The organism is Comamonas fluminis (assembly GCF_019186805.1).
Classification (GTDB): Bacteria; Pseudomonadota; Gammaproteobacteria; order Burkholderiales; family Burkholderiaceae_C; genus Comamonas; species Comamonas fluminis.
In genome coordinates this window covers 1,673,512-1,686,083 of sequence record NZ_CP066783.1, presented here as the reverse complement: position 1 = coordinate 1,686,083, position 12,572 = coordinate 1,673,512, and the positions used below count along the sequence as shown (strand labels likewise).

Sequence of the window (12,572 nt, the reverse complement as noted above, 5' to 3'; positions counted from 1 at the left end):
GCGACCTATGTTGACGCTTGAACAGTTTCACTCCGGCCTGGCAGATGGCTCCCTGGCAGGGGCACACCATATCCGCATCAGTGACGACCTGACCCAGTTTCCCGACGCACTGTACGCGCTGACTGAGACGCTAGAGATTCTCGATCTGTCGGGCAACCAGCTCACCACCCTGCCCGATGATCTGACGCGATTTGCGCGGCTGCGGATTCTGTTTGCATCGAACAACCCATTCACCGAACTGCCTTCTGTACTGGGCCAGATGCCACAGCTGGAGATGGTGGGTTTCAAGGCCTGCCGCATTGCCCATGTCCCCGCAGACAGTCTGCCGCCGCGCCTGCGCTGGCTGATTTTGACGGATAACCAGCTGCAGACACTGCCCGAGTCGCTGGGCAACTGCACGCGCCTGCAAAAGCTGATGCTGTCCTGCAACCAGCTCGTCAGCCTGCCCGCATCCTTGGTGCACTGCCAGCGGCTAGAGCTGCTGCGCATTGCCAGCAATCGATTCACCAGCGTGCCAGAGCCCATTTTTCAGTTACCCACCCTGAGCTGGCTGGCACTGGCGGGCAACCCGATTACGCAAAAAAGTGAGCTGCTTGCGCTTGATACATCTGGACTAGAACCCTATTTTTATCAAAACATGCAGCTGCATGAGCTGCTGGGTGAAGGCGCCAGCGGCCATATCTACCGCGCAAGCTACGGTGATCAAACGCTGGCCCTCAAGGTCTTCAAGGCGGCATTCACCAGCGACGGCACGCCGCAGTCCGAACTGGCTGCGGGCCTGGCTGCAGGCACTCACCCGCATCTGCTGACACCGCTTGCCGCCGTAACCGGTGCACCCGAGGGGCGTCTGGCCATGGCTTTGCCCCTGCTTGGCCCACAGATGCAAGCGCTGGCCGCGCCGCCCAGTTTTGAAAGCTGCACCCGTGATGTCTATGCCACCAGCCTGCGCCTGAGTGCTGATATTGCACAGCAGCTGATTCAGGGCATTCGTGCCGCCGTCAGCCATCTGCACCAGAGCGGGCTGCTGCATGGCGATCTGTATGCGCACAACACTCTGTGCGATCTGAGCAGTGGCAAAGCCGTGCTCACCGATATGGGCGCCGCCGCAATGCTCGGTGACTTATCCTTGTCCCAGCAAAAGGCCTTGCAGCAAATTGAGCTGCGTGCCTTGCAGCACCTGGAAGACGAAATACATGCCCTCGTGCAGTAACGACACCCACAAAAAAGGGACTGCATTGCAGTCCCTTGCTCATAAGGCCCGAGTTGCTTACTTCAGAAAAGCAGGCTTGGCGTAGCCGGGGAACTGGCTGTCCACCACAGCCTTGAATTCAGGCGACTTGTAGGCGGCAGCCAGATCCTTGGCCCACTGCGACTTTTCGTTGCCAGTCTTCACGGCCACCACGTTCAGATACTGATCGGGGGTCTTTTCCAGCACCACGGCTTCGCTGAGCTTCAGACCCGAGGAAACGGCAAAGTTGCCGTTGACCACCACATAGTCCGCATCTTCCAGCACGCGTGGCAACTGGGCAGCCTCGAGGGCCACAAACTTGAGCTTATGCGGGTTGGAAGCCAGATCCAGCTCAGAGATACGGGCAGGGTTCACACCTTCCTTGACTTTGACCAGACCAGCCTGCTGCAGCACCAGCAATGCGCGGGCCAGATTGCTGGGATCGTTGGGCAGCGCTACCTTGGCACCGCTCCTGATATCAGCCAGCGATTTGTGCTTTTTGCTGTACACGCCCATGGGTGCCACAGGGCCCTGAACGATGGCGGTCAGCGCCAGCTTGCGATCCGTGGTGAACTGCTCGAAATAAGCGCGGTGCTGGAAGAAGTTGGCATCCAGCGATCCATCGCTCAGCGCCAGATTGGGCTGCACATAGTCGTTGAACTCCACCAGCTTGATCTTGTAGCCCTGCTTTTGCAGCTGGGGCAGGATGCCTTTTTGCAGCAAGTCATAGTTGGAGCCAGCCGTCGCACCAATCAGCAGATTTTTCTTGCTGCCATCATCGGCCATGGCCGGGGCGCCTGCGGTGACCAGCAAGGCCATGGCGGCAGTGGCCAGAACGGCGCGGCGGCTGGCGTCAAAAGAAAAACGTGCGGACATGAATCACTCCTTGAAAATCTGAACTTTTGCAGCGCGTTTTTTGCACCGCAGCAATGAAGTAAGTATGAACCCTGTGACGCCCTCCTTCTAAGAATAAAAATCCATCTGCTTATCCATATAAAAATATAAGAACTGCAACATCATTTCTGCCATCTCTCCAAAGGTCTTCACATGCCAGCCATCACCTCCATCCAGGACTTGCTCAATCACGAAGGGCATATCGGCCGCGTCAAAGGTCTGAAGGTGGGCCACTTCACCGACAGCCGCCGCCCCACAGGCTGCACAGCCGTGCTGTGCCCCGAAGGCGCTACAGGCGGCGTTGATGTGCGCGGCGCAGCGCCCGGAACGCGTGAAACCGATTTGCTCCACCCCAGCAATCTGGTGCAGCAGGTGCACGGCATCATGCTGTCTGGCGGTAGCGCCTGGGGGCTGGATGCAGCCACAGGGGCGGTGCGCTGGCTGGAAGAGCAAGGCGCAGGTCTGGACATTGGCGTGGGCCGCATTCCACTGGTGCCCGCTGCCGTGCTGTTCGACGTGATGATGGGCGACTGGCGCATACGCCCCGATGCCGCTGCAGGGTATGCAGCCAGCCAGAGTGCGGCCTCAGGTGTCAGCACCGAGCGCATTGCAGAGGGCAGTGTGGGAGCCGGAGCTGGCGCCGTCGTCGGTAAAGTCTTTGGTCTGGATCGCGCCATGAAGGGTGGCATTGGCACAGCCAGCTTCACGGTGGAAGGCGTGACCGTGGGCGCCATCATTGCCTGCAACGCTTTAGGCGATGTGCTCAACCCTTTTACCGGTCAGTTGCTGGCGGGCGCTCGCAGCCGCGATGGACAGGGCCTCATCAGCACGCGCGATGCCCTGCTGGCTGGCGAAGAGCCCCGCCCCGTGCTGGCTGGCAGCAACACCACGATTGGCGTGATTGCCACCGACGCGCAACTGACCAAAGCCCAGGCCCATCGGTTGGCCGTTGTTTCCCACGATGGGCTGGCCCGCGCCATCAACCCCGTGCACACCATGAGCGATGGAGACAGTCTGTTTACCCTGGGTACGGGCCAAAGTGGCAAGAGCCTGGGCATGATGACCTTGTGCACACTGGCTGCCGAAGCCGCAGCGGTGGCGACTGCCCGGGCCATTTTACTGGCGACAGCCGTAGAGGTTACGGACCAGCCCACACTCCCTGCAGCTGCCGATATGGCCGCGACCTGAACCCAGCCATAAGGCCTGCCAAGCTGACTACACCTGCTGCATTGCAATACGCGTCAGCTGCCCCTTGGCCAGCAGTTTGTCGCGCATACGGCGTGTCATGCTCTGCGTGCTGCCATCTTCGGCGGTAAACAAAAACAGGCTTTGCTGAGGGCTGACCCAGGTCAGCTGTGTGCGCAGTTGCTGGCGTTCGCTGCGCAGTTCTACCCAGGTGCCCAAGGCCCATTGCGCAGACTCCTGCGCTTGCACCTGGCTTTGTTCTTGCTCCTGCCCCTGTTCTTGCGCCCTCGTCGGCTCCGACTGCATCAAGACCTGCTCTGGCGCCGCCATGGCCCCGGCATCCATCACAGCAAGCTGCATGGGCGCCGTCGCGGGGAAAGCTGCAGCCTGCAACGGCGCCTGTGCAGCATCTTGTGCGGCCCTGGCCGCAGCGATGCTGCCCATATCCAGCACACCCTGCTGCAAACTGCCTATGCGCGCCGCCAGCGCTGCAATCTCTGCCTCGGTGCGCCCCACGCTGCGCAAGCCTTTGGCCAGCCTCCGCTGCAGCTTGGGCGCCAGATTCACCAGCTTGGCCGTATCCTGCTCCGCCTGTGCCGAAACGCTCCACAGCAAACTGGGCACCAGTGCCAGGTAGCCACCGGGGTCTCGCTCGGCACCATCACCCTGCCCTTGCTGCGCCTGGGCAATCACCTGTGCCCAGGGGCCGGTCACGAAGTCCAGAATATCTTCGGGCACACCCTGTGCACTGGGCAGGTTGCGAATGGTCTGTGCAATGCTCTGGGTATCAGGCCTGACCTGCACCGCCTGCTGAAAAGAAGCTTTTTCCAGCAAACCCAGCGCCGAAGTCATCAAGCCTTGCGTGGAATTTCCGGGCTCGGCAAAGTGACTCTGCAAGGCCACTGCAGCCGTCCTGCCACCTTCTGGCGGCCACTGTTCGCGCACAAACTGCAGCGCCAGAGCGAATACCTGGGCATTAACCTGCTGCATGCCCTGCAGCTTGGCCGCCACCACTTCAGCCACCCCGATAAAGTGGGCAAAGCCTAGGGCTGATTCGCTGACAAACCACAGACTGCGCGCCGTCAACTCATCCAGTAACTGGCGGGCCGGGTGCTGCCGGTCATCAAAAAAAGTGGTGTCCTGCTCCACCAGCCGTATCAACAGAGGCTCCAGCTGCCTGAGCACACGCTGCACCGGAGGCAGCAGTCTGCCATCCGCCGTCATATGCACCATCATGCGCTGCACGGTTCGCGCATGCACCAGAGGGCGCGGTGCCTGAGTGGGCTGCACCAGCCCCAGGAAAGCGGCGCCAGCAGTAACCTGCGATGGCTCGATGGCTTGCAATGCCGTGCTGGAAAACGAGGCCCAGCCCGTATTCAGCCCCGTCAGCACATCAGGCGTCGTGACGGCCAGAGCAGCCTGTTGGGGCCAGTCTGCCAGCATGGAGTCCGTCAGCGACTGCGGAACGGTGCAGTGGCTGTCATCAATCCAGCGCAGGTCAGACGCCATTTCCTGCAGCAGCCTCAACGTCAGCAGGCTTTGCGTTTGATGTGAATCCGAGGGTCTGGCGCCATAGTGCGCAGGGTGAACGCCCTGCTGGCGCAGGAAAGTGGCGGCTCTGGTGTATTCAGACACCAGAATGCCACCCAGGTTCTGGCCCATGAGATCGCGCCAGCACTGCGCCACCTCTGTTGCTGGCTGCACAGCCGTCAGCGACTGATCCAGAGCCCGCACATAGTTTTCGGGGCGCAGCGGGTTGCACTCGGGGTCTGCCGTCTCCAGCCCTTGCGCGCCACACATCAGGGCATCCAGATCGGCCAGCGCCAGCTCTACCTGTGGCGCCACCATCTGCAGCAGCTTTTGTTCGACCTTGAGCTGCCGGTCGGCAGATTCAGCCATTCCAGCCCAGGGAGGGAGCAACTCCCCCGCGGGGTCCATGGACTGCGCCGTGAACGAGAACGGCTGACGCGCCGAAAGCACCAGCGCTTCCAGCAAATTCTGAGGGTAACTATTGATGAGGTAAGCGCGATGCAGCTGCAGGTTGTGCAGGGCCGCGCTCAGCACGTCGCGTCTGGACGACGAAAAATCAGTAAAAAGCGCCTGCTCCAGGGCGTACTCCGTACGCTGCAGCAGGCGCAGCATCAAGGTATCTGAACGGCGCACCGCCTGAACAAAGCAGGTGCGCAGTACGGAAACAGATGCGTGGGCGAGACTCATAGCTCGCAAGAATACCTGTTCCAGCCGAAGCTGGAGACATTTTGATGCTTACTTCAACGCTTTGTAACGCATGCGCTTAGGAGCAGCGCCTTCTTCACCCAGTCGTTTCTTTTTATCGGCTTCGTACTCTTGGTAGTTACCGTCAAAAAACACCCACTGAGAGTCGCCTTCAGCCGCCAGAATGTGCGTGGCAATACGGTCCAGGAACCAGCGATCGTGAGAGATCACCATCACGGTGCCGGCGTACTCCAGCAGCGCATCTTCCAGGGCACGCAGGGTTTCCACGTCCAAGTCGTTCGAGGGCTCGTCCAGCAGCAGCACGTTGCCGCCCTGAATCAAGGTCTTGGCCAGGTGCAGACGACCGCGCTCACCACCGGAGAGGTTGCCGACCTTCTTTTGCTGGTCCTGGCCGTTGAAGTTGAAGCGGCCGGCGTAGGCACGCGAGGCCATCTGGAACTTGCCCACGTTGATGATGTCCAGACCACCGGAGATGTCTTCCCACACCGTCTTTTCATTGGCCAGCGCATCACGGTTCTGGTCCACAAAGGCCATCTTCACGGTCTGGCCGATTTCGACCTCACCGCTATCGGGCTGTTCCTTGCCTGCAATCAGCTTGAACAGCGTGGACTTACCTGCGCCGTTAGGGCCGATGATGCCGACGATGGCGCCAGCAGGAATGTTCATGGACAGGTTGTCGATCAGCACGCGGTCACCAAAAGCCTTGGAGACGTTCTTGAACTCGATAACCTTGCTACCCAGACGCTCGGCCACAGGAATGAAGATTTCCTGTGTTTCATTGCGCTGCTGGTATTCGTAATCGCTCAGCTCTTCAAAGCGGGCAATACGGGCCTTGGACTTGGCCTGACGACCCTTGGCGTTCTGGCGCACCCATTCCAGTTCCTTCTTCAAGGCCTTGGCACGGGCTTCTTCACCCTTTTGTTCGGCTTCCAGACGGTTGCCCTTCTGGATCAGCCAGTCGGAATAGTTGCCCTTGTAGGGAATGCCGTGGCCACGGTCCAGTTCCAGAATCCACTCAGCGGCGTTATCCAGGAAGTAACGGTCGTGGGTAATGGCCACCACGGTGCCGGTAAAGCGGTGCAGGAACTGCTCCAGCCAGTCCACGGATTCAGCGTCCAAGTGGTTGGTGGGTTCGTCCAGCAGCAGCATGTCGGGCTTTGACAACAGCAGCTTGCACAGGGCCACACGGCGCTTTTCACCACCGGAGAGCTGACCCACGATGGCATCCCAAGCGGGCAGACGCAGCGCGTCAGCAGCGATTTCCAGTTGGTGCTCGGAATCGGTGCCAGCAGCGGCAATGATGGCTTCCAGCTCGCCCTGCTCGGCGGCCAGCGCATCAAAGTCGGCATCTTCTTCAGCGTAAGCGGCGTACACCTCTTCCAGGCGGGCCTTGGCGTTATTCACTTCGGCCATGGCCTCTTCCACCGCCTGACGCACGGTGTGCTCAGGATTGAGTTGTGGCTCCTGAGGCAGATAGCCAATGGACAGGCCCTGCATGGGGATGGCCTCGCCCTCGTACTCCTTGTCCACGCCTGCCATGATTTTCAGCAGCGAAGACTTGCCCGAGCCGTTCAGGCCCAGCACGCCAATCTTGGCGCCAGGGAAGAAACTCAGTGAAATGCCTTTCAAGATCTGGCGCTTGGGCGGCACCGTCTTGGTCAGCTGATTCATCGAAAAAACGTATTGAGCCATGTCCGAATTGCTTTGAGTTACTTGGATTTATGCAAAAAAACGTGCCGCTTTGCACGGCAAACAAACCATGATTATCGGTGCATGCGACAATACCCCTCGCAATAGGCGTCCAGTTGCCTGCTGCAGCAGCACTTCAGCTGGGGACAAAGGAAGCGTTTCCGGGCTCCCAACACGCAAACTTTATCTGCCTACAACTGGCCAGGCAGCCCCACGGGCCGCCACGACAGGCTGATACCCCGCGCCCAGGATTGGCGCAACTGATCACAAATGACATTTGAAGAACTGAATCTGGCTCCAGCCATTCTCAAGGCCGTACAAGAACAGGGTTATGAGAACCCGACCCCTATTCAGGCACAGGCCATCCCTCTGGTGCTGGCAGGCCACGATCTGCTGGCCGGCGCTCAGACTGGCACCGGCAAGACCGCAGCGTTCACCCTGCCCATGCTGCAGCGCCTGAGCAATGGCACCGCGCCCAAGAACAGATTTGGCGGCAAGGGCATTCGCGCTCTGGTGCTGACGCCCACACGCGAACTGGCGGCTCAGGTCGAAGAAAACCTGCGCAACTACGCCAAGCACCTGGACATCAACTCCACCGTCATCTTCGGGGGTGTTGGCATGAAGCCACAGATCGCCCGCATTGAAAAAGGCGTGGACGTGCTCGTCGCCACCCCCGGCCGTCTGCTCGATCTGGCAGGCCAGGGTTTCATGGACCTGTCCACCGTTGAAATGCTGATTCTGGACGAAGCCGACCGCATGCTGGACATGGGCTTCATCCACGACGTGAAAAAGGTGCTGGCGCTGGTGCCCAAGGACAAGCAAAGCCTGCTGTTCTCCGCCACCTTCAGCGACGAAATCCGCGAACTGGCCAATGGCCTGCTGAAGAACCCGCAGTCCATCCAGGTCACACCTCGCAACACCACCGTGCAGCGCATCAAGCAGGTGATCCACCCCGTGGGTCGCGGCAAGAAAAAGCAGGTTCTGCTGCACATCATTCAGGAAAACAACTGGAGCCAGGTGCTGGTCTTCACCCGCACCAAGTTCGGCGCCAACAATGTGGCCGAGTACCTGACCAAGAATGGCGTCAGCGCCATGGCCCTGCACGGCAACAAGAGCCAGAGCGCCCGTACTCAGGCCCTGGAAGGCTTCAAGACCGGCGAACTGCGTGCACTGGTAGCTACAGATATTGCAGCACGCGGCATCGACATTGATGAGCTGCCCAACGTCGTGAACTACGAGATTCCCAATATCTCGGAAGACTATGTGCACCGCATTGGCCGTACAGGCCGTGCTGGCCGCGAAGGCAATGCCGTCAGCCTGGTCTGCATGGACGAAGAAGGCTTCATGATGGACATCGAGCGCTTTACCAAGCAGGAAATTCCTGTGGCACCGCTCGAAGGCTTCGGCCCTGAAGAAGGTGAAGTGGCCGAGCCCATCGCCATGGGCCGCCAGACCCTGTGGGGCGGCGCAGGCAAACCACCAAGCCGCGATGTGATGCAGGCTGCTGCCAAGGCTGCCCGTCAGGAAATGATGGAGCGCATTCGCACCAACAAGGCCACCGGTGGTGAGCGTGGCCGCGGCAACCGCCGCCCTGCCGCTGACGTACAAGGTGCAGGCGAAGCCCAGGGCGACGCAGGATCTGAAAGCCAGCGCCCCCCACGCCAGCACAACAAGCCCCGTAACAACAATCGCACCCACCAGCGCAGTCAGGGTGGTCAGGGCAGCCAAGGCGGAGACCGCAACCAGTCACAGGATCGCACTTCGTTCGGTCAATCCGATCGCGGCCCACGTCCGCAAAATGACCAGCAGCAACGCCCAGCCAAGCGCGGCCCAGCCCGCCAGTTTGGTGAACGCGAACGCGGCGGCCGCTACGAAGACCAGCCTCCACGCCCCGATGCACACCTGGGCACACAACTGGGCCACGCCCGCAACAATGCCGCGCGCGGCAGCAATGGCGGCCAGCCAGACCCCATGCGCACCAGCGTTGACAGCATGGCCGATCGCGGTCGCCGTGGCGGCTTTGGCGGTGGCCGAGGCGGCTTCAGCGGCGGTGGCAACCGTGGCGGAAACCGCGGTGGCTTCGGTGGCGGCTTCGGTCGTTAATCCTTCGCTCCCGCCCCGGTAACCCGAGGGGCTGCAATAGGTCATATTGCAGCCCCTTTTCCTTTTTTCTGAACCCAGCTGGGTCATTGTGCTGACAGCCCCTCGCAAGGCTGCAGGTCTAACATCCCCCACAGGTGTGCGAAGCTTGTATCCGCGCCCGCCGCTGCAGGCATGCTCGTTTATCCACCTCTGATAAAACTATGACGTCATCCACCACATCCGTGTCCACTCATGCTGTAAATACGCCCACACAATGGGCTGGCGGTATGCTCAGGTTCACGGCTGTGGCCATGGCCTGCCTTCTGACTGCCTGTGCCAATGTTCAGTTGCCCGTGTGGAATGGCACATCTGCAGCGCCTGCGGTACGCACCGCTCCTCAACCCAGCACCAGCACCCCGGCGCCCAGCCCCGCAGTCAGCCAGCCCATTGCAGCCAGCAAGCAGCTGACACCTTTGCCATACAACCCAGCCATCGAAGCACGCTTTCCCGATCCTTCGGTGCGCTATGAAACGCCCGGCCTGACCGAAGGCCGGCAGCAGTTCACCACGCAGGCAGAAATGACTGGGCTTTTGCAGTCTCTGACGAGCAAAGCTGCCCCTGGTCAACGCATGGAACTGGCAACGATTGGCACCTCGCAGCGTGGCCTGCCAATACTTGCCCTGATTGCCACGCAGGGGCAAAGCACCCAGGCCACCGCCCTCAACAGCAATGGCAAGCCTACCGTTTTACTGGTCGGCCAGCAGCACGGCGATGAACCCGCTTCGGCAGAAGCCTTGCTGGCTATCGCCCGCGAACTCGGCCAGGGCGGCCTGCTGTCCCCACTGCTGCAGCAAATCAACATCATCATCGTGCCCAGAGCCAACCCTGATGGCGCACAAACCTCAAGTCAGCTGACTGCAGATGGAACCGACCTCGCGCGTGACCACCTGATTCTGAGCACCCCGGAAGCACAGGCTCTTGCAAAGCTCACACGCAACTACCGCCCCGTGGCCTTGCTGGACCTGCGCGAATACGCAGCCGCCGGCCCATTTCTGCAAAAGTTTCAGGCTGTGCAACGCTACGACCTGCTGGTGCAGCCAGCCAGCACCGCGAACAACCACGAATTTGTCATCAAGGCAGCACGCGAATGGTTCGCAGAACCCATGCGCAATGCCCTGAACCAGTCAGATATCACCAACGACTGGTACTACGAAGCCAGCGCGCAGCCCGCAGACAAATCGCTGTCGATGGCCAGCACTGATGCCGATAGCTTGATCAATGCAAACAGTCTGAAAAATACAGCCTCACTCATGATTGCCAGCCGAGGCTCCGACCTCGGCCGTCTGCACATCCAGCGCCGTGTGCATAGCCTGGTCACCGCAGCAAACAGCGCATTGCGCAGCGCTGCGGCAAAAGCCAAGAATCTCAATCAAGTGGAATCCTTCGTCACCCGAGATATTGCATCTCAGGCATGCCGTGGAACGGTGACTATTCAAACCCAGCAAACACCCGAGCAACGCACCATCAGCATGCTTCAGGCTGATTCAGGCCAGGAACTTCAAGCCCGCGTGGACTGGAACTCCTCCTTGGTCCTCAAGCCCGGCCAGACACGCCCACGCCCCTGCGGCTACTGGGTTTCTGCGGGTGCAGGCCAGTCAATCGAGCGCCTGCGTATGCAGGGCGTTCAAATCATGCAAATTGCTGAACCCGGCCAGATGCTGGCCGACCGCTATCAGTCGCAATCGGCCAACAACTGGGGACTCACCCGTGGCGCCATTGATACACCCTCAGGCAGCTACTACATCTCTCTGAATCAAGCCAAAGCCAACCTTGTGGCCGCTGCGCTGGAGCCCGATACACAGCACAGCTATATGTACAAGCACCTGATCACGATGCCATCTGACATTGCACGCATCGTCGCAACGCCTTCAGTCGTCTTTGAAGAGGAAATGGAATAAAGCGCAGTGCTTTGCGCAATCAATACCCTCTGACTGAGGCGTGTTGATCACCAAACAAAAAACCGCCGTGCAAAAGCACCGGCGGTTTTTTGTTTGGAAGAACTGGCCTGCCCGACAGGGATCGAACCTGTGACCCACAGCTTAGAAGGCTGTTGCTCTATCCAACTGAGCTACGGGCAGAAAGACACAACCCAGCCTTGCTTGGTTGTAAGAGATGGTGGAGCTGGGGGGAATTGAATCTTTCCTTGAAACCCGCAGAAAGCAAAGGCTTCAAAAAATTTTTCCACACCAACGTTCCCCACGTTGTTCCCCCAAAAGTCCAAATTTAAGGCTGGATTGAGTTAGAACGCTTTAGACATTAGCTAGCGTTCGAATTATTGCACATGCACGCCACAAAAATGACCAAACAAGGTGACCTACACGGATTTGAAGAGGATCAAGCACCACAAACTTAGCCGCAACTGAAGCCCTCACGGCTAGAGTTCTCAACAAACTCTTCGTCCCGTCCAACACCTGTTCTGACAGCTACAGGCTGGTTGCTGCCGGTCAGTCAGATGTCAGTGAACGACTGCAGAGGCCGAGAGCAGACGCAGGGGAAAACCTCCATCAACTTATACCCATCCTAGGGGGACACAGCCCCCGAGGCTAGGTTTAAGACGATGGGGCAGTGTCTTGCTCTGTCGGTGGTGTGTGTCCGAATTTCTGAGCGATCACGCGCTGGCTGGTTGTCAGTGCTGGCCAGATGAGGTGGACACGAGACCGATCCATGTCAGCCAGGTTCGCCTGATGACGGGCCGTCTTCAACGATATTTTGAAGAAGGTGGGACTGTGGTCGATTTTGTGTACTTGTAAGCGCCATAAAACCACGAACGCATACTTGGGAGTGAGATTTCCGTTCTTACGGTAGTAAGCCCATGCATTCGTGAGAATCTCAGTGTTCTCGGTCGCCACCACGCGCTCCAACGCCTTGATACAGGCATCGAAACGCATCCTCTGATAGATTTGATTGAGCTTTCTTTTCGCATCCTTCGGCGAGAGCTTTCGGCCCTCTTCGAAAACCCCCACTTCGAACCTCAAGATGCACTGCGAACCCACCCAGAGCTGATTCCCATTCAGCTCGTTCTCAATGAGAAAGTGGTATCGAAGGTCCTCCTGTTGGCATAGCTGGCAAACTTCGACGGGCTGCTCATGGTCAATTGTTTCCTCGGCAAACACCCATTCATCGAAAGCCTCGGAGACCGTCTGATTTTCGGAGAGCGGAAGAATATTGTCGCGCACCCGCTGAGGAAAGTTTGACATCG

At 59.3% G+C, this 12,572-nt stretch carries 8 protein-coding genes and 1 tRNA gene; 4 read left to right on the top strand and 5 right to left on the bottom strand.

Annotated elements, in window-relative coordinates:
• Positions 1 to 7: 7 nt before the first annotated feature.
• On the top strand, positions 8 to 1,210 hold the full coding sequence (locus JDW18_RS08065; RefSeq protein ID WP_218243135.1) for a leucine-rich repeat-containing protein kinase family protein: 1,203 nt from the start codon (positions 8 to 10) through the stop codon (positions 1,208 to 1,210).
• Between the two features lie 57 nt (positions 1,211 to 1,267).
• Here the strand turns inward: JDW18_RS08065 and JDW18_RS08060 are convergent, their stop codons facing one another.
• On the bottom strand, positions 1,268 to 2,104 hold the full coding sequence (locus JDW18_RS08060) for a MetQ/NlpA family ABC transporter substrate-binding protein (protein WP_218243134.1): 837 nt from the start codon (positions 2,102 to 2,104) through the stop codon (positions 1,268 to 1,270).
• Positions 2,105 to 2,275: 171 nt separating this feature from the next.
• Here JDW18_RS08060 and JDW18_RS08055 point away from each other — a divergent pair, with 171 nt between their 5' ends.
• Complete coding sequence (locus JDW18_RS08055) at positions 2,276 to 3,310, top strand: P1 family peptidase (RefSeq protein WP_218243133.1); 1,035 nt, start codon at positions 2,276 to 2,278, stop codon at positions 3,308 to 3,310.
• Positions 3,311 to 3,337: 27 nt separating this feature from the next.
• Here the strand turns inward: JDW18_RS08055 and JDW18_RS08050 are convergent, their stop codons facing one another.
• Together JDW18_RS08050 and ettA are read right to left on the bottom strand one after the other, a co-directional pair.
• A complete protein-coding gene (locus JDW18_RS08050) occupies positions 3,338 to 5,524 on the bottom strand; it encodes a DUF1631 family protein (protein ID WP_218243132.1) in 2,187 nt (728 codons plus the stop codon).
• Between the two features lie 48 nt (positions 5,525 to 5,572).
• On the bottom strand, positions 5,573 to 7,234 hold the full coding sequence (gene ettA / locus JDW18_RS08045; RefSeq protein ID WP_218243131.1) for an energy-dependent translational throttle protein EttA: 1,662 nt from the start codon (positions 7,232 to 7,234) through the stop codon (positions 5,573 to 5,575).
• Positions 7,235 to 7,501: 267 nt separating this feature from the next.
• Here ettA and JDW18_RS08040 point away from each other — a divergent pair, with 267 nt between their 5' ends.
• Together JDW18_RS08040 and JDW18_RS08035 are read left to right on the top strand one after the other, a co-directional pair.
• Entirely contained in the window at positions 7,502 to 9,334 is a 1,833-nt protein-coding gene (locus tag JDW18_RS08040) for a DEAD/DEAH box helicase (RefSeq protein ID WP_218243130.1), read from the top strand.
• Positions 9,335 to 9,534: 200 nt separating this feature from the next.
• Complete coding sequence (locus JDW18_RS08035) at positions 9,535 to 11,271, top strand: M14 family metallopeptidase (RefSeq protein ID WP_218243129.1); 1,737 nt, start codon at positions 9,535 to 9,537, stop codon at positions 11,269 to 11,271.
• Positions 11,272 to 11,374: 103 nt separating this feature from the next.
• Here the strand turns inward: JDW18_RS08035 and JDW18_RS08030 are convergent.
• Positions 11,375 to 11,451, bottom strand: a tRNA-Arg gene (locus tag JDW18_RS08030).
• Positions 11,452 to 11,922: 471 nt separating this feature from the next.
• Entirely contained in the window at positions 11,923 to 12,570 is a 648-nt protein-coding gene (locus tag JDW18_RS08025; RefSeq protein WP_218243128.1) for a hypothetical protein, read from the bottom strand.
• Between the last annotated feature and the right edge of the window lie 2 nt (positions 12,571 to 12,572).